Source organism: Variovorax xiamenensis (assembly GCF_050916385.1).
Classification (GTDB): domain Bacteria; phylum Pseudomonadota; class Gammaproteobacteria; order Burkholderiales; family Burkholderiaceae_C; genus Variovorax.
The window spans coordinates 1,021,727-1,044,501 of sequence record NZ_CP139038.1 but is presented as its reverse complement, the minus strand read 5'-3'; the positions used below and the strand labels follow the sequence as shown (position 1 = coordinate 1,044,501).

21 protein-coding genes are annotated in these 22,775 nt (G+C 70.5%); 14 read left to right on the top strand and 7 right to left on the bottom strand.

The annotated features are described in order from the left end of the window. Positions 1-6 precede the first annotated feature (6 nt). Genes SFB74_RS04430 through SFB74_RS04400 form a run of 7 tightly spaced genes read left to right on the top strand, consistent with a single transcriptional unit; the run spans position 7 to position 5,456 of the window. Positions 7-642, top strand: a complete 636-nt coding sequence (locus tag SFB74_RS04430) for a LysE family translocator (protein WP_432729510.1) — start codon at positions 7-9, stop codon at positions 640-642. Between the two features lie 12 nt (positions 643-654). Then, a complete protein-coding gene (locus tag SFB74_RS04425) occupies positions 655-1,494 on the top strand; it encodes a PhzF family phenazine biosynthesis protein (protein WP_432729509.1) in 840 nt (279 codons plus the stop codon). A gap of 39 nt (positions 1,495-1,533) precedes the next feature. Beyond that, positions 1,534-2,175, top strand: coding sequence for a glutathione S-transferase family protein (locus SFB74_RS04420; RefSeq protein ID WP_432729507.1), 642 nt, complete (start codon positions 1,534-1,536; stop codon positions 2,173-2,175). A gap of 5 nt (positions 2,176-2,180) precedes the next feature. Next, positions 2,181-3,104 carry a PhzF family phenazine biosynthesis protein gene (locus SFB74_RS04415; RefSeq protein ID WP_432729505.1) on the top strand — a complete coding sequence of 308 codons (924 nt, stop codon included), beginning with the start codon at positions 2,181-2,183 and terminating at the stop codon, positions 3,102-3,104. Between the two features lie 17 nt (positions 3,105-3,121). Next, the gene (locus SFB74_RS04410) at positions 3,122-3,814 is read left to right on the top strand and encodes a VOC family protein (RefSeq protein WP_432729503.1); all 693 of its coding nucleotides are present in this window, start codon (positions 3,122-3,124) and stop codon (positions 3,812-3,814) included. Between the two features lie 24 nt (positions 3,815-3,838). Continuing rightward, on the top strand, positions 3,839-4,471 hold the full coding sequence (locus tag SFB74_RS04405) for a LysE family translocator (protein ID WP_432729501.1): 633 nt from the start codon (positions 3,839-3,841) through the stop codon (positions 4,469-4,471). A 13-nt stretch (positions 4,472-4,484) separates the two neighbouring features. After that, positions 4,485-5,456, top strand: coding sequence for a threonine dehydratase (locus SFB74_RS04400; RefSeq protein WP_432729500.1), 972 nt, complete (start codon positions 4,485-4,487; stop codon positions 5,454-5,456). A 23-nt stretch (positions 5,457-5,479) separates the two neighbouring features. Here the strand turns inward: SFB74_RS04400 and SFB74_RS04395 are convergent, their stop codons facing one another. Continuing rightward, positions 5,480-6,325, bottom strand: a complete 846-nt coding sequence (locus SFB74_RS04395; RefSeq protein WP_432729499.1) for a creatininase family protein — start codon at positions 6,323-6,325, stop codon at positions 5,480-5,482. 309 nt (positions 6,326-6,634) lie between these two features. Here SFB74_RS04395 and pgaA point away from each other — a divergent pair, with 309 nt between their 5' ends. From pgaA to SFB74_RS04370, 5 genes are all read left to right on the top strand, one after another. Next, entirely contained in the window at positions 6,635-9,241 is a 2,607-nt protein-coding gene (gene pgaA / locus SFB74_RS04390; RefSeq protein ID WP_432729498.1) for a poly-beta-1,6 N-acetyl-D-glucosamine export porin PgaA, read from the top strand. A 2-nt stretch (positions 9,242-9,243) separates the two neighbouring features. Further along, positions 9,244-11,316, top strand: coding sequence for a poly-beta-1,6-N-acetyl-D-glucosamine N-deacetylase PgaB (gene pgaB / locus SFB74_RS04385; protein ID WP_432729496.1), 2,073 nt, complete (start codon positions 9,244-9,246; stop codon positions 11,314-11,316). Next, entirely contained in the window at positions 11,313-12,593 is a 1,281-nt protein-coding gene (gene pgaC / locus SFB74_RS04380; protein WP_432729495.1) for a poly-beta-1,6-N-acetyl-D-glucosamine synthase, read from the top strand. Before pgaB ends, pgaC begins: the two co-directional genes overlap by 4 nt. After that, positions 12,583-13,155: a poly-beta-1,6-N-acetyl-D-glucosamine biosynthesis protein PgaD gene (gene pgaD / locus SFB74_RS04375; RefSeq protein WP_432729494.1), complete on the top strand. Its 573-nt coding sequence runs from the start codon at positions 12,583-12,585 to the stop codon at positions 13,153-13,155. Before pgaC ends, pgaD begins: the two co-directional genes overlap by 11 nt. Positions 13,156-13,243: 88 nt before the next feature. Continuing rightward, positions 13,244-14,041, top strand: coding sequence for an SDR family oxidoreductase (locus SFB74_RS04370; RefSeq protein WP_432729492.1), 798 nt, complete (start codon positions 13,244-13,246; stop codon positions 14,039-14,041). A gap of 337 nt (positions 14,042-14,378) precedes the next feature. Here SFB74_RS04370 and SFB74_RS04365 read toward each other — a convergent pair whose 3' ends face one another. Then, positions 14,379-15,287: a LysR family transcriptional regulator gene (locus SFB74_RS04365; protein WP_432729490.1), complete on the bottom strand. Its 909-nt coding sequence runs from the start codon at positions 15,285-15,287 to the stop codon at positions 14,379-14,381. A gap of 87 nt (positions 15,288-15,374) precedes the next feature. On the opposite strand from SFB74_RS04365, the gene SFB74_RS04360 reads away from it, so the two are divergent. Continuing rightward, entirely contained in the window at positions 15,375-16,391 is a 1,017-nt protein-coding gene (locus SFB74_RS04360; RefSeq protein WP_432729489.1) for a zinc-binding alcohol dehydrogenase family protein, read from the top strand. Position 16,392: 1 nt separating this feature from the next. Here SFB74_RS04360 and SFB74_RS04355 read toward each other — a convergent pair whose 3' ends face one another. Both SFB74_RS04355 and SFB74_RS04350 read right to left on the bottom strand, forming a co-directional pair. Beyond that, on the bottom strand, positions 16,393-18,159 hold the full coding sequence (locus SFB74_RS04355; protein ID WP_432731877.1) for a chloride channel protein: 1,767 nt from the start codon (positions 18,157-18,159) through the stop codon (positions 16,393-16,395). A 5-nt stretch (positions 18,160-18,164) separates the two neighbouring features. Then, on the bottom strand, positions 18,165-18,590 hold the full coding sequence (locus tag SFB74_RS04350) for a MarR family winged helix-turn-helix transcriptional regulator (protein ID WP_432729488.1): 426 nt from the start codon (positions 18,588-18,590) through the stop codon (positions 18,165-18,167). Positions 18,591-18,663: 73 nt separating this feature from the next. Between SFB74_RS04350 and SFB74_RS04345 the strand changes: the two genes are divergently transcribed. Then, the gene (locus SFB74_RS04345; RefSeq protein ID WP_432729487.1) at positions 18,664-19,248 is read left to right on the top strand and encodes a GNAT family N-acetyltransferase; all 585 of its coding nucleotides are present in this window, start codon (positions 18,664-18,666) and stop codon (positions 19,246-19,248) included. Here SFB74_RS04345 and SFB74_RS04340 read toward each other — a convergent pair. The 3 genes from SFB74_RS04340 to SFB74_RS04330 are packed head-to-tail and all read right to left on the bottom strand — an operon-like array spanning position 19,240 to position 22,763. Then, a complete protein-coding gene (locus tag SFB74_RS04340; RefSeq protein WP_432729486.1) occupies positions 19,240-19,953 on the bottom strand; it encodes a sulfite exporter TauE/SafE family protein in 714 nt (237 codons plus the stop codon). The genes SFB74_RS04345 and SFB74_RS04340 overlap by 9 nt on opposite strands. Continuing rightward, positions 19,950-21,377, bottom strand: coding sequence for an amidohydrolase family protein (locus tag SFB74_RS04335; protein WP_432729485.1), 1,428 nt, complete (start codon positions 21,375-21,377; stop codon positions 19,950-19,952). Before SFB74_RS04335 ends, SFB74_RS04340 begins: the two co-directional genes overlap by 4 nt. Positions 21,378-21,419: 42 nt before the next feature. After that, positions 21,420-22,763, bottom strand: a complete 1,344-nt coding sequence (locus SFB74_RS04330) for a uracil-xanthine permease family protein (RefSeq protein ID WP_432729483.1) — start codon at positions 22,761-22,763, stop codon at positions 21,420-21,422. Positions 22,764-22,775 lie beyond the last annotated feature (12 nt).

Sequence of the window (22,775 nt, the reverse complement as noted above, 5' to 3'; positions counted from 1 at the left end):
CCACCCGTGATCGGCCTCGCGACGCTCTCGCTCTTCCTGCTCGCGGTACTGGCGCTGTTCCTGTCGCCGGGCCCGAACATGGCTTTCGTGCTCTCGCACGGCGTGGCCCATGGTCCGCGCGGCGGTTTCGCGGCGGCCATCGGCATCTCGGCGGCCGACCTGGTGCACACGCTGTTCGCCGCCACCGGCGTCACCGCGCTGGTGGCCGCCTGGCCGCCGTCGTTCGACGTGCTGCGCTATGCGGGCGCGCTGTACCTGGTGTGGCTCGCCGTGCAGGCGCTGCGCAGCGGCGGCCTTCGCATGGGGGCGCAGGCGCAGCCCGCCGGCTTCGGCCGCATCGTGCGCATGGCGCTGCTGAACAACCTCGTCAATCCGAAGGCGCTGCTGTTCTTCATGGTCTTCCTGCCGCAGTTCGTCGACCCCTCGCGCGGCAGCGTGCCGCTGCAGCTGGTGCAGCTGGGCGTGGTGCTGTCGATGGCGGCGCTGGCCTTCAACACGCTGCTGGGCGCGTGCAGCGGCCAGGTCGGACGCTGGCTGCACGACCGCCCCGGCGCGGCGCGCTTCCAGAGCGGCCTGCTCGCGGCCGTGATGCTGGGGCTGGCCGTGCGCCTGCTGTTCCTCGACCGCCCCTCGCCCCGCTGAAGAGGCCTTCTCATGAATGTCCTGAAGATCGCTGCCTTCTCCGATGGAGAGACGGGCGGCAACCCAGCCGGCGTCGTTATCGCCGATGCGCTGCCGCCCGCGGCGCGGATGCAGAGCGTTGCCGCGGAAGTCGGCTTTTCGGAAACCGCGTTCGCAGCTCCCGCCGATGATGCTGGCAGCTGGCGCGTGCGCTACTTCGCGCCGCAATCCGAAGTGCCCTTCTGCGGTCACGCGACGATCGCGCTGGGCGCCGCGCTGGCGATGCAGCAAGGCGACGGCGTGTTCCCGCTGGAGCTCAACCAGGCGCGGATCACCGTGGAAGGCCGACGCAATGGCGGCGTGGTCGAGGCTGCGCTGCAGTCGCCACCCACGCGCAGCGCCGCGGCATCGCCCGGGTTGCTGTCCGAGGCGCTGGCCCTGTTCGGCTATTCGCCGCAAGACCTCGACCCGCGCATCCCGCCGGCCGTCGCCCATGCGGGTGCCGACCATCTGGTACTGGCCCTGGCAAGCCGCGCGGCGCTATCGGCGATGCACTACGAACTGGAGGCCGGCCGCGCGCTGATGGCCCGCGCCGGGCTCACGACCATCGTGCTGGTCTTCGCCGAGACCGCGCAACTGCTGCACACGCGCAACCCCTTCGCGTCCGGCGGCGTGTACGAAGACCCCGCCACCGGCGCCGCCACGGCCGCGCTGGCCGGCTACCTGCGCGACATCGGCTGGCCGCACGGCGGCGCCATCGACGTCGTGCAGGGCGAGGACATGGGCATGCTGTCGCGCCTGCATGCCGACATTTCGCCCGCGCCGGGCAGCTCGATCCGCGTGTCGGGCACGGCGCGCGTCATGCGGGACTGAACAACCGAAGAATCAAGAAGAGAAAGAAAGAGACCAAACATGCTCAACATCTGGGGCCGCATCAGCTCGATCAACGTCCGCAAGGTGGTGTGGTGCGCGCAGGAGCTCGGGCTCGACTTCCAGCGCACCGAGGCCGGCGGCAAGTTCGGCGTGGTGCAGACGCCCGAATACCTCGCGCTCAATCCGAACGCGATGGTGCCCACCATCGACGACGGCGAAGGCGCCGAGCGCGTGACGCTGTGGGAATCGAACGTGATCGTGCGCTACCTCTGCGCGAAGCATTCGCACGGCAACCTCTATCCGGCCGAGCTGCCCGCGCGCTTCGATGCCGAGCGCTGGATGGACTGGCAGCAGACCACGCTCAACCGCGCGAGCCGCGACGCCTTCGTGCAATGGGTGCGCACGCCGCCCTCGGAGCGCCAGCCGGCGCTCATCGAAGCCTCGGTGCGCGACAGCGAGGCGCTCTTCGCGATGCTCGACGCCCACCTCGCGCGCCAGCCCTACATGGGCGGCCAGCGCTTCACCATGGCCGACATCCCGGTGGGCTGCGAAGCGCACCGCTGGTTCGGCCTGCCCGGCGCCGAGTACCGCCGGCCGGCCTGGCCGAACGTCGAGCGCTGGTATGCCGAACTGCTTTCCCGCCCGGGCACGCGCGGCGTGCTCGACCTCACTCTCGAATGAACCAGATGAAATCCCGCCCCTTCAAGCAAGTCGACGTCTTCACCGCCACCGCCTACTACGGCAACCCGCTCGCGGTGGTGATCGACGGCCAGGACCTCGACGACGCCTCCATGCAGCGCTTCGCGCAGTGGACCAACCTGTCTGAAACCACCTTCCTGCTGCCGCCCACCGACCCGGCCGCCGACTACCGCGTGCGCATCTTCACGCCCGGCGGCGAGCTGCCATTCGCCGGCCACCCGACCATCGGCAGCTGCCACGCATGGCTGCAGGCCGGCGGCAAGCCCAAGGCGGCGGGCATGGTCGTGCAGCAGTGCGGCGCGGGCCTCGTGCCGCTGCGCCGCGACGGCACCCGGCTGGCCTTCGCCGCGCCGCCGCTCAAGCGCAGCGCGCCCAGCCCCGCCCTGCTTGCCAAGGTGGCGGGCGCGCTGGGCCTGAAGGCGCAGCAGGTCATCGCGGCGCAGGTGCTGGACAACGGCCCGGTCTGGTTCGGGCTGCTGGTGAACGACGCCGACGCGGTGCTGGCGCTGCAGCCCGACCATCGCGCGCTGAAGGAACTGGGCGTGAAGGCCGGCGTGGCGGGCGTGCCCGCGGCGCACGACACCTCGCTGCTCATCGGCCGCTCGAACCGCGAGGCGCGCGCCTTCGGCAACCGGCCCGCGGTGCCGAACGAGGACGGCACCCGCATCGACCTGGAAGTGCGCGCCTTCGCCGAGCCCATCGGCGTGCAGGAAGACCCGGTCACCGGCAGCCTCAACGCCAGCCTCGCCGAATGGCTGATCGCCGACGGCCACATGCCCGAGCGCTACCTCGCGGCGCAGGGCCAGTGCCTGGGCCGCGCGGGCCGCGTCTACATCGAGCGCGACGCCGAAGGCCGGATCTGGGTCGGCGGCGACGCCGTGACCTGCGTGGACGGCAGCGTCTCGCTCTGAGCAGGCACGACACCGCCATGCACGCGCAGCTCGACCACCTTGTGATCGCCGCCGCCTCGCTCGCCGAGGGCGTGGCGTGGTGCGAGGCCACGCTCGGCGTCACGCCGGCGCCGGGCGGATCGCATCCGCTGATGGGTACGCACAACCGCCTGCTGAACGTCTCGGGCGATGCCTTTCCGGCCACGTACGCGGAAATCATCGCGATCGAGCCGGGCAAGCATCCCTCGCGGCCCAAGACACGCCGCTGGTTCGACCTCGACGACGCGGCGCTGCAGGCCGGGCTGGTGAAGCACGGCCCGAGGCTGATCCACTTCGCCGCCCGCGTGCCCGACGCGCATGCGGCGATACGCGCGCTCGCTCGCGAGGAGCACGCGCACATCGACCGCGGCCAGCTGCTCGAAGCCTCGCGCGACACGCCCGCCGGCCGCCTCGAATGGCAGATCACGGTGCGCGACGACGGCCAGCGGCTGTTCTACGGCACGCTGCCCACGCTGATCCAGTGGGGCGCGGTGCATCCCACCGACGCCATGCCGGCGTCTGGCCTGGTGCTGCGCTCGCTGCGTGCGGTGCATCCGCGCGCGCCGGCACTGGCGGCCGCGCTCGCGGCCATCGGCATGACCGGCATGGAGGTCGATGCCGGGCCGCCCAACCTGGTTGCCGTGCTCGACACGCCGCGCGGCAGCGTCACCCTCGAGTCCCAGGGACTCTGACAGAAAGCAAGAAGGAAGAACGACATGCTGAGCCTCGCCGAAATCGCCCTCTTCGCCCTCGCCTCGCTGCTGCTGGCGCTCACGCCGGGGCCGAACATGATCTATTGCGTCTCGCGCACGCTGGTGCAGGGCCGCCGCGCCGGGCTCATCTCGCTGGGCGGCGTGCTGCTGGCCTTCCTGGTGCACCTGTTCGCGGCAGCGCTCGGGCTCACGGCACTGCTGCTGGCGGTGCCGCTCGCGTTCGACGCTATCCGCATCGCCGGCGCGGCCTACCTGATGTGGCTCGCCTGGCAGGCAGTGAAGCCCGGCGGCAGCGCGCCCTTCGAGGAACGCGCGCTGCCGGCCGATCCGCCGGGCAAGCTCTTTCGCATGGGCTTTCTCACGAACCTGCTGAACCCGAAGGTGGCAATGTTCTACCTCTCGTTCTTCCCGCAGTTCATCCACCCCGAGCGCGGCTCGGTGCTGCTGCAGAGCATGCAGCTGGGCATCGCGCAGATGACGGCCAGCGCGTTGGTCAACACCGTGATGATCGTCGGGGCCGCGAGCATCACGGCCGTGCTCTCGCAAAGCGCTGGCTGGCTGCGCGCGCAGCGCTACGTCATGGGCAGCGTGCTCGCGGCCCTGGCCGTGCGCGTTGCGCTCACCGAACGCAAATGAGCAAGGACACCCGATGAGGTTCACCCGCGAAGAAATCGAAGCCGCGCAGCGCACCGTGTGCGCGGCCATGCCGCCCACGCCGCAGTACGCCTGGCCGCTGCTCTCGCAGCGCCTGGGCGCCACCGTGTGGGCCAAGCACGAGAACCACACGCCGGCCGGCGCATTCAAGATCCGCGGCGGCCTCACCTACTTCGAGACCCTGGCGCGCGAGCAGCCCGCAGTTCGCCACGCCATCAGCGCCACGCGCGGCAACCACGGCCAGTCGGTCGGCTTCGCCACGCGGCGCCACGGACTGGCCGCGACCATCGTGGTGCCGCACGGCAACTCGACCGAGAAGAACGCAGCAATGCGCGCGCTCGGCGTCACGCTGATCGAGCACGGCGACGATTTCCAGGCCGCCTCAGAGCACGCGGCCGCGCTGGCCGAGCGCGACGGCCTGCACCGCGTGCCCTCGTTCCACCGCGAGCTGGTGCGCGGCGTCTCGACGGCCTACGTGGAGTTCTTCGAGGCGCTGAAGAGCAACAGCACGCCGCCCGACGTGCTGTTCGTGCCCATCGGCCTGGGCTCGGGCTTCGCGGCGGCAGCGGCGGCGCGTGCGCATTGCGGCGTGTCGACGAAGCTCATCGGCGTGGTGTCGGCGCATGCCACGGCGTACCGCGATTCCTTCCGCGCCGGCAAGCCGGTCGAGTCGCCCGTGACCACGCGGCTGGCCGACGGCATGGCCTGCCGCACGCCGGTGCCCGAATCGGTGGAAGTGATCATTCGCGAGGCCGACGACGTGGTGACGGTCACCGACGGCGAGATCGCGCAGGCCATGCGCATCCTCTTCAGCGACACCCACAACGTGGCCGAGGGCGCGGGCGCTGCGGCGCTGGCCGCCGCGCTTCAGCAGCAGGAGCGCTGGCGCGGCAAGACGGTGGGCGTGTGTTTGAGCGGCGGCAATGTCGACTCGGGCATGTTCGCCGGGGTGCTGGCCGCCGCCTGACCGGATTTCAGGAACTCAGGAGCTCAGGGCAGCGGCCCGGTGTTGGCCGTTTCCAGCGGCAGGCGCGACACCTCTTCCAGCAGCAGCGCGAGCTGTCGCGCTGCTGCATCGACCACCGCCTGCCCATTCGCCGCCGTGGCTGCGGCCGCGTTGCCGGCGGCGCCGTGGGGGTTGTAGTCCTCGATGGCCCAGCCCAGCTTGGCGCTCTTGCCGTTGCCCAGGATGGCGTAGTCGGCCGCGCGCTGCCGCGAGGTGGAATCGAAATCCCGCGCCTCGCCCATGCGCACGAGTTGCGGTGAAAGCGCCAGCATCATCGAAGTCTCGATCTCGCCGGCGTGCACGCCGAAGCGGTGCTCCTGTGCGCTGAACTGCGCGCCCGCGTCGCCCAGCGGCAGGTTGAACCAGCTCACGCTGTAGACGATCAGCCCGTGCTCCGCGCGCAGCTCGCGCGCCACGATGTCCGTCGCGCCCACGTGGCCGCCGTGCGCGTTGAAAAGCACCAGCTTCTTCACGCCCGCGCGCGCCACGCCCGCGCCGATTTCTTTCCACATACGAATGAGCGTTTCGGCCGACAGCGTCAGCGTGCCCGCGAAGCGCGCGTGCTCGGGGCTCAGGCCGATCTGCTGCGTGGGCAGGAAAAGCACCGGCAGCGAGGCCGGCAGCAGCGGCAGCGAGGCGGCGACGATGCCGTCGGCCAGCACGGTGTCCACGCCCAGCGGCAGGTGCGGGCCGTGCTGCTCGGTCGCCCCCAGCGGCAGCACCGCGACGGTGGCCGCCGCGTCGAGCGCGGCGAAGTCGCGCGTGGTGAGCTGCGACCAGAAGCGGGGGGGCGGCGGCAAGGGAACCGGAGAGGCCTGGGGTGCGTTCATCACGCGATCTTAGGCCGGGCCGGCCGCGGGGAGTTGCCTGCGGCTCGGGAGTCTGTCCGACAAAAGCGATAGCCGCAGGCGCCTAAAACGCGAATCTATTCACACATACAACCGAATCCTTGGTCTTTTGTTTGCCCTTGTTAACAATGATGTCTAAAGTAATTCCAGATTTGATTCTCTGAGCGGGGCTGCCGGCCTGTCACATCGGCAACCCCGGTCCTTGCGGCGTCGTCATGGGTCGCCGGGGTTTCTTTTCCGGATTTCCAAGGGAGCAAGGTGTTCATCCAGAAAAAAGCTGGAGGCACGTCCATGGTCACGCGCAGCCCGGCGCCGACCTGTTCGTTGCTTCGTCGATTCGCGCAGACCGCGCAGAAATTTCCCCCTTTGCCTCTGGCGTGCACGCTGGCCTTCGCAGCGCCGGCGGCGCTTGCACAATCGCAGCCGGCGCCCGCCTTGCCGGTGGCCATCGACCAGAGCACGTCGCCCTACGACGCGCACCGGCACGATGCGCTGATCGTCGCGCGCCGCGAAGGCCGCGTCACCGGCGCCGAAACGCTGCGCCAGCTGAAGGCATGGCTCGCCTCGCCGATCGACGGCGACGCCCGCCGGCGCGTGGCCTCCGACGCCATCGCGGTCGCTTCCGCCGATGGCCAGTACGCCGAGGCCGTGGCGCTGGGCCGCCAGGCCGCTCCTTCAAAACTGGCCGACTACGCACTGGGCCCGCTCGCGGTGGCCGCACGACGCGCGCACGACTCCGCCCTGCAGGGCGAAACGATCGGCGTCTGGCGCGCGCGGCAGCCCGATGCGCGCGAGCCGCGCATCCACGAAGCCTGGTGGCGCCTCGAGAGCGGCGACATCGCCGCCGCACAGGCGCTGTACCGCGCGCTGTCGCAACCGGCCCCCACGCAAATCGACGACCGCGTCGCGCTGCTCGAACTGCGCGGCGCCATCGCACGCGCCGACAAGGACACGCTGCAGGCGCTCGGCGCCTACGCCGAGGCCGGCGCGCTGCGGCCCGCGCGCGTCGACCTGCGGCGCGAGGCCGACTTCCTGCTCGCGGCCAGCGGCGCCGCGTCGAGCGCCTTCGAGAACGCGGAGGCAATGGAGCGCACGAGCCCCGGCAGCTTCTCGCCGCTGGCGCTTTCCACCCTGCAGCAGGAGGCGCTCGCGCAGCGGCTGCGCTGGGCGATACGCGCGCGCGACCAGCGCCTGGGCGCCGAACGCGTCGTCGCGCTCGACCGCGTGCTGGCCGACCAGGAAGCCGCGCTCGCCCGGGTCGACGCTGCAGCCCCGAACGCCGAGCCGGGCGACGCCGATGCATGGCGCACGGTGCGGGTGCGGCTGCAGTCCGACCGCCTGCTGGCGCTGGTGGAACGCGGCCGTCCGGCCGAGGCCATCGCGCTCTACGACACGCTGCGCGCCACGGACGCGAAGCTCCCCGCCTACGGCCTGGAGGCCGTGGGCCGCGCCCTCGCGCAGGAACGCCGTTCGATCGAGGCCGTGCCGGTCTACGAAGCGGCCATCGCCTGGGGCGGCGCCGACCTGCCGATGCCCGGCGAGGCCTACTTCGGTCTGGTCTACGCCTACCTGGACGTGGGCCGCGCCGCCGACGCCGAGGCGCTGCTGCGGCGCATCGAAGCCGCCACGCCGGCGCAGCTGCGGCTCGCGCCCGAGGCCGGCCGCCCGAACGGCGAGTACAGCGATGTCAGCGGCCTGCGCGGCCTGGTCCAGCTCTACTCCGACCGCCCGGCGCTCGCGCAGCAGAGCTTCTCGGTGCTGACGCGGGAAGCGCCGCTCAACGCCGGCTACGTGCACGGCGCGGCCCTCACCGAGCGGCTGCGCGAGCACCCCGAGGCCGCGGTGGCGCGCTACGAGGCGCTGGCGGCCGATTCCCCCTACGACACCAGCGCGCGCATCGGCCACGTCGAGGCGCTGCTCGATGCATCCGAATTCGCCGAGGCCCGTCGGAAGGCCGAATCGCTCGCCGCCGACGTGCCCGAGGCGGCGCAGGTGCGCGAGATGGAACGCAAGCGGCGCGCGCTGGTCGGGCCCAGGCTCGACGTCGATGCCGAAGCCTCCTCGGGCGGCGCGGCCATCGCCAACCACGAATGGCGCATCGACAGCCGGCTCAGCTCGGGCCTCATCGACGACCGCTGGCGCGTGTTCTACGAGCAGACGCTGGGACGCGGCACCACCGACATCGGCAACGCGAACTGGGCGCGCGGCGGCATCGGCCTGGGCTGGGAGCAGGGCCGCTGGCTGGCCGAAGGCATCGTGCAGCACGCGAACGCCGGCCCCTACCGCAACAGCGTGGCCGGCCGGCTCGACTACCGCGCGGGCGACGCATGGCGGCTGTCGGCCACCTACGACGGCGACAGCCGGGAACTGCCCTGGAAGGCGCGCGTGGCCGGCATCGGCGCGCACGAGTTCGGCGCGAGCGTGGGCTACGTGGTCGACGAATCGCGCCGCTTCGACCTGAAGTGGCAGCAGCTCGACTTCAGCGACGGCAACCGGCGCGACGGCCTGGACATCGGCTGGCGCGAACGCTGGATCAGCACGCCGGCCTTCCAGCTCGAGACCCGGCTGGGCGCCGACGCGGGCCGCGGCCGCGCCATCGACGCGCCCTACTTCAACCCGTCGAGCGACTCCAGCGTGCAGCTGAGCGTGCGCGCGCAGTGGCTCAACTGGAAGCGCGACGACCGGCAGTTCTTCCAGGCCGTGGAGCTCGGCGGCGGCAGCTACCGGCAGGCCGGCTTCGGCAGCGGGCCGATGTGGAGCCTGCGCTACGAGCACCGCTGGAACTTCGGGCCGAAGCTCACGCTGCGCTACGGGCTGGTCGTCTCCAGCCATCCCTACGACGGCGTGCGCGAACGACAGCGCGGCGTCTTCCTGAATCTCTCGACACCCCTGCCGTGACGATGCGAACGACGAAGCACAACACCCCACTCGCCTTCCTACGCGCGGCGCTGCCGTGGCTGATGCTGCTGGCCTTTGCGCTGCCGGCGCTCGCGCAGCCGCTGCCGCCGGCCGACCCCGACGACGGCAGGAGCTTTCGCGTGATCTCCTTTCACGACGTGCGCGCCAACGTGCGCGAGAGCTTCGAGACGTCGCCGGACGAGACCGCGGTCGACGAGCACACCTTCGCCGGCGTCTTCGCATGGCTGCAATACAACGGCTACCACCCGGTGAGCCTGCAGCAGATCGTCGACGCGCGCGCCGGCGCCAAGCCCCTGCCGCCCCGGCCGGTGCTGCTGACCTTCGACGACGGCTACCGCAGCGCCTACACCAAGGTCTTTCCGCTGCTCAAGCGCTACAACTACCCGGCGGTGATGGCGCTGGTGACGAGCTGGCTCGAGGTGCCCGAGGGACAGCAGGTGCACTGGGGCGACAAGCCCGCGCCGCGCGAGAACTTCCTGCTGTGGAGCGAGGCGGCCGAGATGGCGCGCTCGGGCCTCGTCGAGTTCGCGAGCCACAGCGACGCGATGCACACCGGCATCGTCGCCAACCCGCAGGGCAACCTGCTGCCGGCCGCGACCACGCACCGCTACGACCCGAAGACGGGCCGCTACGAGGACGACGACGCCTACGTGCGACGCGTCGAGGCCGACCTGCGCCGCAGCCGCGAGCTCATCGAGAAGCGCACCGGCGCGAAGGTGCGCTCGATGGTGTGGCCCTACGGCGCCTACAACACCGCCGCGCTCGAGGCGTCGAAACGCGCCGGCATGCCGATCACCTTCACGCTCGACGACGGCCCCAACGCGCCCGACGTGCCGCTCGCGCGCATCCGCCGCGCGCTGGCGGCCTACGACAACGAAGCGCCTTCCTACGAGCGCATGCTGCGCAGCCCCGTGGGCGGCGAGCAGCGCCCGGTCAACCGCGTGATGCACGTGGACCTCGACTACGTGTACGACCCCGATCCGGCCCAGCAGGAGCGCAACCTCTCGATGCTGATCGACCGCGTGGCCGCCGTGCGCCCGCGCGCGGTGTTCCTTCAGGCCTACGCCGACCCCGACGGCGACGGCGTGGCCGACGCGCTGTACTTTCCCAACCGCCACCTGCCGGTGCGCGCCGACCTGTTCGGCCGCGCGGCCTGGCAGCTGCGCAGCCGCGCCGGCGTGAAGGTCTACGCCTGGATGCCGGTGACGGCCTTCAGGCTGCCGGCATCGAATCCGCTCGCCACGCACACGGTGACGGCGCAGGACGGCAAGGTGCACGCCGACCGCTACCACCGCCTCACGCCCTTCGACCCCGCGGTGCGCGCGCTGGTCGGCGACATCTACGAGGACCTGGGCCGCCACGCCTTCTTCGAGGGCCTGCTGTTCCACGACGACGCGATGCTCTCCGACGACGAGGACGCGAGCCCCGCGGCGCTCGCCACCTACGCGAAATGGGGCCTGCCGTCCGACGTGGCGGCGATCCGCGCGAACCCGGAGCTGACGGCGCGCTGGACCGCTGCCAAGACGCGCTACCTGATCGAGTTCACGCAGGAACTCGCCGCGCGCACCGGCGCATGGCGGCCCGCGCTGGAGACAGCGCGCAACCTCTACGCCCGCCCGGTGCTCGAGCCCCAGGCCGAGCAGTGGTTCGCGCAGAACTACGAGGCCTCGCTCGCCGCCTACGACTACGTCGCGCTGATGGCGATGCCGCGCATGGAGCGCGAAGCGGATGCCGACGGCTGGCTCGCGCGCCTGGCCCGGCGCGCCGCCGACACGCCGCGCGGCCTCGACGGCACCGTGTTCGAACTGCAGGCGCGCGACTGGCGCACCGGCAAGCCCGTGGCCGACGCGGAGCTCTCGCGCCAGTGGACGCTGCTGCAGCGCGTCGGCGTGCGCCACCTGGGCTACTACCCCGACGACTTCCTCAACGACCAGCCCTCGCTCGACACCGTGCGCCGCGCGATCTCGGTGCGCACCCTCTTGCCGCGAGCGCTGCGCACCCCGGCCGAAACCGAAAGCCCGCCGCGTGCGGCGCAAGGAGAACGCTCGCCATGAGCCCCGCCATGCAGTTCCTCGCGCAGACGCTGCCTTCGCTGCTGTTCGGCTTCGTCTTCTACTACCCGTTCTTCATGGCCTACGTGTGGATGGCCGGCGGCCTCTCGCACGCGTGGGTCTTCGAGCGCCAGCGCGACGTCGACGTCAATCCGCTCGAGCTCCTGCCCTCGCTCCCGCTGGTCACGGTGGTGGTGCCGTGCTTCAACGAGGCGCCGCACCTGCGCGAGGTGATCGAGCAGCTGATGCGCACGCGCTATCCCTACTGCGAGGTCATCGCCGTGAACGACGGCAGCGCCGACGGCACCGGCGAGCTGCTGGACGAGATGACCAAGGAATACGGCCGCCTGCGCGTGATCCACAACGCCAGCAACCAGGGCAAGGCCGTGGGGCTCAACACCGCCTGCCAGCTCGCGCGCGGCGAGTACATCCTTGGCATCGACGGCGACGCGCTGATCGACGAGGACGCCATCGCATGGCTGCTGCTGCCGATGCTGGCTTCGGAGCGCATCGGCGCGGTCACCGGCAACCCGCGCATCCGCACCCGCACCACGCTGCTGGGGCGCATGCAGGTGGGCGAGTTCTCCTCGATCATCGGCCTCATCAAGCGATCGCAGCAGCTGGTGGGCACGCTCTTCACGGTCTCGGGCGTGATCGCCATGTTCCGCCGCCGCGCGGTGCTCGACGTGGGCTTCTGGAGCCCCGACGTGCTCACCGAGGACATCGACATGAGCTGGAAGCTGCAGATCGCCGGCTGGCAACTGCGCTTCGAGCCGCGCGCGCTGTGCTGGATCCTGATGCCCGAGACCTTGCGCGGTCTCTGGAAGCAGCGCCTGCGCTGGGCCATGGGCGGCATCCAGACCATGCTGCGCTGCAGCTCGCACATCCTGCGGCCGCGCCACTGGCGCATGTGGCCGATCTACTTCGAGTACATGACCAGCATCTTCTGGGCCTACGCCATGGCCCTGGTGCTGGCCATCAGCCTGGTGCGGCCCTTCCTGCCGCACGACTCGTCCTGGCACTCGGCGCTGCTGCCCCACTGGCAGGGCACGCTGCTGGCCATGACCTGCATCCTGCAGATGCTGCTGAGCCTGTGGATCGACCGCCGCTACGACCGCGACCTGCTGCGCTACTTCGCCGGAACGATCTGGTACCCGATCGCCTTCTGGACCATCACGATGGCCACCACCGTGATCGCCTTTCCCAAAGCCCTGATACGCCGCCGGGGCAAACGCGCGGTGTGGACAAGCCCCGACCGAGGAGTCTCCGATGTCCCATGAGTCCGTGTTCCCCTCCAGCTATCCGCCCGACATGCACAACGACGCCGCGCCGCCGAGCCGCCGCCGCTCCTGGGGGCAGCCCCCGGTGGACGAGCCGATCATCGACGCCGCGCGCATCCCGCTGCGCGCCTTCGGCAGCGGCCGCTCGCCGCAGCGCGCGCTGGCCATGTACCTGTGGCTGCGCCTGCTGCGCCCCGCCATCACCATCGCGATCTGGTTCTGCGCCGTCTGGTACGCATGGCCCTACGTGCTGGGCGCGCGCTCGCAACCCGAGGTGCTGCACCTGCTGAGCCTGTACGGCCTGGTGATCTGCGCGATCCTGGTGTCGATGCTGGTCATGGCGCCGTGGCGCCGCCGACAGCACCGCCGCGAGGCGCCGCCCGTGAAGGAGAAGTCGTCCCTGTCCGCGCTGGCCACCTACATCGAAGTGCCGCCCGCGCGCCTGTCCACCTGGCAGCGCACGCGCCAGCTGCTGGTGCACCACGACAACAACGGCCACCTGCGCGACGCCATCGACACCACGCCGGCCGCCCTCGAGCCCGAGACCACGAAGAAACGCTGAGAGCCTGCGGTCCGTCCGGCCGGGGCGCGTGCAGGGGTTTCGCGGTGGTGATTGAATCGCCGCACCCCATCCACCAAGGACCCGTTTCATGGATCTCCAGCTCCAGGACCAGCACGTACTCATCACCGGCGGCAGCAAAGGCATCGGCCTGGCCTGCGCCCTCGGCTTCCTGCGCGAAGGCGCGCGCGTGAGCCTCGTCTCGCGCGACCTCTCCAACCTAGAGCAGGGCCGCAAGACCTTGTTCGAATCGTTCCCGCAGGCCGAGGGCCGCGTGTCCATCCAAGCAGCCGACCTCAAGGACCCGGCCGGCGCCGTGGCCGCCCTCGACGCCGCCGAAAAAGCCTTCGGCCCAGTCGACATCCTCGTCAACTCCGCAGGCGCCGCGCGCCGCACCCCGCCCGACGACCTCACGCCCGCGTCATGGCACGACGCGATGGACGCCAAGTACTTCACCTACATCCACATGATCGACCCCGTGGTCAAGCGCATGGGCCAGCGCGGACGCGGCGCCATCGTCAACGTCATCGGCCAGGGCGGCAAAGTCGCCAGCCCCGTCCACATGGCCGGCGGCGCCGCCAACGCCGCCCTCATGCTCGTGAGCGCCGGCATGGCCGCCGCCTACGCTGCCAAGGGCGTGCGCGTGAACGCAGTGAACCCCGGCCTCACCCTCACCGAGCGCCTGCAGGAAGGCATGAAGGCCGACGCGAAGTTGCAAGGCATCGGCACCGACGAAGCGCTGGAACGAGCCAAGGCCCGCCTGCCACTGGGCCGCATCGCGACCCCGGAGGAAGTGGCCAACACAGTGCTGTTCCTGGCGTCGCCGAAGGCGAGCTATGTGACCGGCGCAATCGTGGCGATGGACGGTGCGGTGACGCCGATGATCTGAAAAGCAAGAAGCGCGGCTGTATCAAGCGCCGCAGCCCTCACCCCAACCCTCTCCCAACGGGAGAGGGGGCAAAGGCCGAGCGAAGCAAAGGCCCGTTCGTCTCCCCTCCCCTCTGGCTGCGCCGAGGAGCGCAGCGTTTCGCGGATCAGGGCTCGCAGCTGTTTGAGCGAAGCGAGTTCTGCGAGACCCCGCGAAACGCGAGCACCGCAGGTTGCCCCTTCGCACAGCGAAGGGGTCGCAGACAGTGGGGTCGCCTTTTCTTTGCCTACTTTCTTTTGGCGAAGCAAAAGAAAGTAGGTCGCCCGCCGGGGCGAGTCCCGGCCCCGGAAAACAAACCTCAAGCCAACGCCAGCAAGGCCTCGAACTTCCCCGCAAGAAAGTCAACGAAAGCCCGCACACGAGCCGGCACAAACCTCCCACTAGGCAACAACGCATGCAACGGATAAGGCTCCGTCTCCCAATCCCCCAACAACCGCACAAGCCGCCCTTCCCGAATGTCATTGCGCACATCCAAAGCAGACTTCAAGGAAATCCCATACCCCGCCACAGTCCACTCCCGCGCCAGCGAAGCGTCATCCACGCTGCGGTTCCCATTCACCCGCACCTCCGTCCACTGCCCGTTCTGCGCAAACCGCCAGACCCGGTGCCTTCGCCCCGAGCGATTGAAGATCAGGCAGTTGTGATGCGCCAGGTCCTGCGGCACCCGAGGTGCCGGATGCCGCCGCAGATAGTCGGGTGAAGCAGTCAGCAGCGGATTGGTCAGCGCAAACGCCCGCGCCACCAGCCGCGAATCCGCCAGCGCCCCGTATCGCAGCGCCACGTCGACCTCGTCGCGCATCACATCCAGCGGCCGGTCCCCCACCGACAGCGACAGCTGCACCCCCGGATGCAGCGCCAGGAACTCGTCGAACCACGGCAGCAGCGTGCTGCGCGTGAGGTCCGACGGCGAGGCCACGCGCAATGTGCCGACCAGCTCGCCGCGATCCGCCGTGACCAGCGACTCCCCCTCGTCCAGCAGCTCGAAGGCCCGCACCGCGTAGTCGAGCAGCGTCTGCCCCTGCGGCGTGAGCCGCATCGCGCGCGTCGAGCGCTCGAAAAGCCGCGCGCCGAGCTGCGCCTCCAGCCGCTTGAGCGTGGCGCTGGCCGCGGCCGGCGTGATGCCCAGTGCATGCGCCGCCGCCGTGAGCGTGCCGGCGCGGGCGGTGTGCACCAGCACCTGCAGGTCGGAGATATTTTCAATCTTCATTTGAAACTGTTGCTGATTTCGGCTTACTTATCAAATCGGCCTTGCGATCCTACAGTTCAGTCATCGTTACTGAAAGGTGCATTCGCCATGAAAGCCGTCGGCTACTACCAGCCCCTCCCCATCGACAACCCCGAATCGCTGCAGGACATCGAGCTGCCAACCCCTGTGCCCGGCACGCGCGACCTGCTGGTGCGCGTGAAGGCGGTGTCGGTCAACCCGGTGGACACCAAGGTCCGCAAGAACGCCGCGCCCGAGGCCGGCCAGGCCAAGGTGCTGGGCTGGGACGCGGTCGGCACCGTCGAGGCCGTCGGCTCCGGCGTGAAGAACTTCAAGACCGGCGACCGCGTGTACTACTCGGGCTCGATCATCCGCCCCGGCACCAACGCCGAGCTGCACGCGGTGGACGAGCGCATCGCGGCGCTGGCGCCGAAGAGCCTCGACGACGCGCAGGCCGCCGCGCTGCCACTGACCACCATCACCGCCTACGAGCTGCTGTTCGACCGCCTGCGCGTGCCCAAGGGCGGCGGCGAGGGCCAGACGCTGCTGGTCACCGGCGGCGCGGGCGGCGTGGGTTCCATCCTCATCCAGCTCGCGCGCCAGCTGACCAAGCTGCGCGTGATCGCCACCGCCTCGCGCGCCGAAACCCGCGCATGGTGCCTGGAGCTGGGCGCACACGCGGTGATCGATCATTCGAAGCCGCTCGCGGCCGAGCTCAAGGCTGCCGGCATCGGCGAGGTCGACATGGTCGCCAGCCTCACGCAGACCGACCAGCACTATGCGCAGATCATCGAAAGCCTCAAGCCCCAGGGCCAGCTCGCGGTGATCGACGACATGAAGGTGCTCGACGCGATGCCGCTGAAGACCAAGTGCATCTCGCTGCACTGGGAAATGATGTTCGCGCGCTCGCGCTTCGAGACGCCCGACATCGCCGAACAAGGCGCGCTGCTGGCCGAGGTGGCCGCGCTGGTCGACGCGGGCCGCATCCGCACCACCGCGAACGCGAGCTTCGGCACCATCAATGCCGCCAACCTGCGCAAGGCCCACGCGCTCATCGAGAGCGGCAAGGCGCAGGGCAAGGTGGTGCTGGCGGGGTTCCAGGCCTAGCTCAGGTGGACTGCCACGGCAGTCCGCGCATGCGCTCGCGCTTTTCCTCTTCATCGAAATGCGCGAGCGATGGCTTGATGAGGTCGCTGCGCGCCACGATGCCCACCAGCGCGAGCGACTGCGCGTCCTTCACCACCGGCAGCCGCTCCAGCCTGTGGCGCGCGAGCCGCGTGGCGACGGCACGGCAGTTTTCCCCCGGCAGCGCGAAGTAGAGCGGCACGTCGGCGCAGGCATCGCCCACCGTGGCGATCGGGTCGCTCGTGCCGCGCGCGGCGAGCATCGCGCGGTCGGCCACGCCGATCACCGTGCCGTTGCGCAGCACCGGGAACGCGCGGTGCGCCTGCCCTTCGCCGAAATGCTCGAACAGCGCCTGCGTCACCGGCATGGCCGCGTCGATGCTGCGCACCTCGCGCGTCATCACCTCTTCCACCGAATGCCGCTCCAGCGGATCGATGCCGTATTCGCGGTAGATGTGATAGCCGCGGCGCGCGATCTTCTCGGTGAGGATCGAGCGGCGCATCGTCAGCACGGTGAAGCCGTAGGCCACGGCCGATGTGGCCAGCAGCGGCAGCAGCGCATTGCTGTCGTGCGTGAGCCCGAAGGCGAAGATGGTGGCGGTGAGCGGCGCGCGCATCACGCCGCCAAGCGTGGCCGCCATGCACACCAGCGGCCACAGCGCCGGGTCGTTGCCCGGCAGCACATGCGACAGCACGACGCCGAGGCCCGCGCCCATCATCAGCAGCGGCGCGAGCACGCCGCCCGAGGTGCCCGAGCCCAGCGAGATGACCCAGATGACGGCCTTCACCGCCAGCAGCGCGAGCACCACGCCGAGCGCGAGGTGGTTGTGCAGCAGGTCGCCGATGACGTCGTAGCCCACGCCTAGCGCGCGCGGCTGCAGCCAGCCACCGATGCCCACCGCGAGGCCGCCGATGGCGGGCCACCACATCCAGTGAATCGGCAGCTTGCCGAACCAGTCTTCCACCTTGTAGAGCGAGATCGACAGCGACGCCGACAGCGCGCCGCACAGCACGCCCGCGATCACGCACGACAGCATGGCGAGCGGGCCCGGCACGGCCGTCTGCAGCGGGAAGAGCGGGCCCGGGTCCATCAGCAGCGGCCGCGCGAAGCCCGCCACCGCGCAGGCCACGGCCACCGGCAGCAGGCTGCGCGGGCGCAGCTCGAACAGCAGCAGCTCGACGGCCAGCAGCACGGCGGCCACCGGCGTGCCGAACACGGCCGTCATGCCGGCGGTGGCGCCCGCCACCAGCAGCGCCTTGCGCTCTGCGGCAGTGAGATGAAAGTGCTGCGCGATCAGCGAGCCGATGGCGCCGCCGGTCATGATGATCGGCCCCTCGGCGCCGAAGGGCCCGCCGCTGCCGATGACGATGCCCGACGAGAGCGGCTTGAGCAGCGCCACCTTCGGCGACATGCGGCTCTTGCCGAACAGGATCGCCTCGATGGCCTCGGGAATGCCGTGGCCGCGGATCTTGTCGGAGCCGTAGCGCGCCACCAGCCCGACGATGAGCCCGCCGATCACCGGCACCACGATGACCCATGCGCCCAGCGTGTGCGTGGCCGGCGATCGCTCGGCCAGAGAGAAGGTCTGGAAGAAGAACAGGTTGGTGAAGAAGCGGATCAGGTCGAGCAGCACGCGCGCGGCCACGGTGCTGATGGCGCCGATGAAGGCGGCCATGACGGTGATGCGCATGAGCCGCGTGTTGAGCGCGAAGTCGCCGCGCGGCGGGTGGGAGGAAGCCTTGGTCGTCATGGTGCTCACGGGGCGTCGGGAAGATCGATCTGCGGCACGTCGAACACGCCCTTGAGCGAGCGCAGTTCCGCGCGGTGGAGTTCGGCCAGCCTCGACAGCAGCTTCTCGCCCTCGGCGAGCAGGTGCACCTCGACCTGCCGGCGGTCGGTTTCGCTGGGCCGGCGCTGCACGAGCCCGAGCGCCTCGCAGCGCGTGACCAGCGCGACCGCGCCGTGCGGCTGCAGCTGCAGGCGCTCGGCGATCTCGCCCACCGAGGCCCAGTCGCGCCCGGGCACGCCCTTGATGTGCAGCAGCACCAGGTACTGCTGCGGCGTGAGGCCCTCGGCCTGCGCGGCGCGCTCGGAAAAGCGCTCGAAGCGGCGCATCTGGTAGCGGAACTGGGAGAGCGCCTCGAAGTCCTTCTTGGCGAGCTTGCGGGGTGTGGGAGCCATGGCGGTGCGGTCGACGGAACGGCTGCGAATATATCACGTCATGACATATTTGCCGTGCGACACAATCGATGGCATGACTGCCGACATCATCGAATCCGACACGCCCCGCCTGCGTCTGCGCCAGTGGCGCGACAGCGACCTGGCACCCTTCTTCGAGCTGGCGGGCGATCCGCTGGTGATGGAATTCCTGCTGCCGCTGCCCACGCGCGCCGACAGCGACGCGGCGGTCGCGCGCACGCGCTCGCGCATCGCCGAGAACGGCTGGGGCTTCTGGGCGGTGGAGCACAAGGACTCGGGCGAGTTCATGGGCTTCACCGGGCTCAATTCACCGGTGGCAGAGCTGCCCTTCTCGCCCTGCGTGGAGATCGGATGGCGCTTCGCGCGCAAGTGGTGGGGCCATGGCTACGCCAGCGAGGCGGCGCGGGCCGCGCTGCAGGTGGGCTTCGAGCGCCTCGGGCTGGACGAGATCGTCGCCTTCACCGCGTGGAACAACACTCGCTCGGCGGCGGTGATGCAGCGCATCGGCATGACGGAAGACGTGGAAGGCGCCTTCGACCATCCGCTGGTGCCCGAAGGGCACGCGCTGCGAAGGCACCGGCTCTACAAGCTCGGCCGCTCGGCCTGGCGCGCCGCGCACGGCGATCCGGATTCAGAATGAATGCAGCAGCAGGGCCGCGCCCGACACGATCGCGAAGACCTGCACGAAGACGCGCAGCACCCGGCCGTTGATGCGCCGGTGCACCATCCGGCTGAGCACGGCGCCCACCAACAACGCCGGCAGCAACTGCGCGGCGGCCAGCAGCTGGGAGCCGTCGATGCGCCCCGCCGCCATCAGCGTGACCAGCGACACCAGCTCGCCGACCAGGAAGCACAGCGCGATGGTCGAGCGCATGGCCGGCGCCGGCTGGTGCTGGTAGACCAGCGCCAGCGGCGGCCCGCCGATGCCGGTCGCGGTCTCGGTGACGCCGGTGACGAGGCCCGCGGCAACGAAGGCGCCGCGCCCCGGCGAGAAGGCCGGCATCATCAGCGTGACCAGCGCCGCCGCGATGGTCGATGCGCCGACGAACAGCGACAGGTGGCTCGCGCTCAACGCCGCCAGCACCCAGAGCCCGCCGGCCGTGCCGAGCAGGCGCCCCCCGCTGATCCAGCCCGCGCCGACACGGTCGATCGCGCCGCGCTCGCGCCACATCACGTAGAAGTTCAGCGGCAGCATCAGCACCAGCACGCACACCGGCAGCAGGTCGGGGCGCACGATGCCGATCACCGGCGCGGCGATCAGCGCGAAGCCGACACCGGTCGCGCCCTGTACGAAGGCGGCGAACAGCACTGCGGCGGAGACGAGAAGAAGATGCTGCGCGCTCACTGCGGACCCAGCCCACCGTCGACGCGCTCGCGGCAAAGGCGCCGATGCTCGGCCGCCGTCGGGTGCAGGCGCTGGATGGGCGCGCGGTCCATCGCCGCATGCGCGATCTCCGCGAGCCGGCGCTGCAGCGCCCGCGCGTCCCAGTCGGGCGGCCATCCCTCCCACAGGCGCAGGCGGCCGGCCACGAACACGGCGGTGATCTGGTCGCGGTTGCCCAGGCGCACCAGGTCCCAGGTGAGATCGACGGAGGTGCACATCTCGGGCGTGTCGACGTCCACGATCAGGAAGTCGGCCTGCTTGCCCGCGGCGATCTCGCCGGTCAGGCGGTCCAGGCCCACGGCGCGCGCGCCCTCGTGCGTGGCGTGGTCGAACCAGGTCCAGCCGCCTCCGCTCGACGCATCGCCGACGGCCAGGCCGAAGGCCAGCTTCTGCGCGGCCTCGGCCGCGTCCATGAGCCGGAAGGCGTCGCTGCGCGTGGCATCGGTGCCGAGGCCGAAGCGGATGCCCATGGCCGCCATCAGGTTCGCGGGCGCCACGGCATTGCCCTTCCACTGGCTGGCGACGGGGTTGTAGCTCACGGCGGTGTCGGTGTCGCGCAGCAGCACGAGCTCGGACGGCGTGACGAGCGTGCCGTGCGCGATGAGCACCTGCGGGCCCAGCGCACCCAGCCGCGCCAGCAGCTCGAGCGGCCGGCTGCCGCGCTGCACCACCGAGCGCTCGACCGACGCGAGGTGTTCGTTGACATGCGTCTGGAACACGGTGCGCGCCTCGGCGCAAAGGGCCGAGACGCTGGCCAGCATCTCGTCGGACGCGGCCTCGGGCACCGAGATGGCGAGCGACGGATGCACCAGCCCCTCGCGCGGCCAGCGGTCCAGGAAATGCGCGGCCCGCGCCAGGATCTCACGGCGCTCGCCGGCGCTGCTGTCGTTGCCGCCGTCGTTGCAGATCAGGCCGAGCACGCAGCGCAGCCCCGCTTCCTGCACGGCGGCAGCGATGGCGCCGATGTCGCCCGGCGCGCGTGTGCCCGCGTCGCACACGGTGGTGAAGCCGCCGCGCAGCGACTCGAGCGCCGCGAGCTTGGAGGCCAGGTAGACGAACTCGTCGTCCAGGCTGGATTCGAGCGGCACCCACACCCGGCGGAATATCTCGGAGGGCTCGCCATAGGCCAGAGACTTGCCGAAGGACTGGGTCAGGTGGTGGTGCGCGTCGATCATGCCGGGCATCAGCAGCTTGCCGGGCATGGCCAGCGGCGTGAGATGCGGGTGGCGCGCGGCAAGGACGCCGGCGGGGCCGACATCCCGGAACAGGCCGTCGGCCACCACCACGGCATGGCCGGTGGCCGGGCCGTCGCGCAGCATCAGGTGGTCGGGAACGAGCAGCAGCTCGTCGGCCGCGAGCATCGCGGCATCGAGGTCAGGAGACATGGTGAACAGGTAAAGGAGAAAGATGAAGAAGCGCGGCCGGGCTCATGCCTGCGAGGTTGGCGCCGTCGGCGCCATCTCGGCGCGCTCCGCGTGGACGCGGTTGAAGACCATGTTGAGCATCACCGCGGTGAGCGAGCCCATCGCCAGCCCGTTGCCCAGCACGAGCTGCAGCGTGTCGGGAAAGCGGCTGTAGAGCCCCGGCACGACGATGGGCAGCAGGCCCATGGTCAGCGCGCCGGCCAGCACGAACATGTTGCCGCGCTCGTGCAGGTCGACCTTGCGCAGCATGTCGATGCCCATCGTCCCGATGATCGCGAACACCACCATCGCGGTGCCGCCCACCACGGCCGAGGGAATGGCGCTGGCCAGCCGGCCCAGCGGCGCCGACAGCGCGATGAGGATCAGGATCGCCCCGGCCGTGGCGGTGACGTAGCGCGAACGCACGTTGGTGGCGCGCACGATGCCGATGTTCTCGCCGCTCGTGATGATCATCGACGTGCCGAAGAGCCCGCCCGCCAGCGACACCAGCGCGTCGCCTCGGATGGTGCGCGGCACGGCGTCGCGCGGATCGACCTTGCGGCCCACCACCTCGGCCACCGCCACCGTCTGGCCGGTGGCCTCGACCATGGAGATCACGCTGAAGATCAGCAGCGGCACGGCCGCCACCACGTCGAAGTGCGGCATGCCGAAGGGCAGCAGCGTCGGGGCGCTCCAGAGCGGGCCGGCCGCGACGGAGCCGAAATCCATCAGCCCGCAGGCCGCCGCCAGCAGGGTGCCCGCCAGCAGCCCCAGCAGCACCGCGAGCTGGCCGAGCATGCCCTTGAAAAGCCGCGCGAACAGCACCGTGAAGCCGATGGTCGCCAGCGCCAGCCCGATGTTCGCGGGGTCGGCGAAGGTCGGCGAGCCGGCCTTGCCCGCGATGATGCCCCCGTACACCTTCACGAGATTGATGGACACCAGCAGCAGCAGGGTGCCGATGACGATCTTCGGAAAGTAGCGCAGGCAGCGCGCGAACACCGGCAGGACCAGGAAATAGAACAGCGCCGTGAGGATCACCGCGCCGGAGGCGGTCTGCAGGTCGCGCTGCTGCGCAATGGTCACGAACATCACGATGGGCGCCCCGCCCGGCACCATGACGAAGGGCAGCCGCGCCCCGAACTTCCACGGCCCGAACGACTGCAGCAGCGTGCCCACGCCGCACAGGAGAAAGGTGGCGCTGATCAGGTTGACAGTGAGCGCGGCGGGCAGGCCCAGCGCCTTGGCCACCAGGAAAACGGAGGTGATGGGCACGGCAGCCATCACCAGCACGTGCTGCAGACCGAACAGGAGCAGTTGCGAAACGGGCAGCACGGCGTCGACGGCAGGGGCGTCGGATACACGGGACATGATCGAATCCTT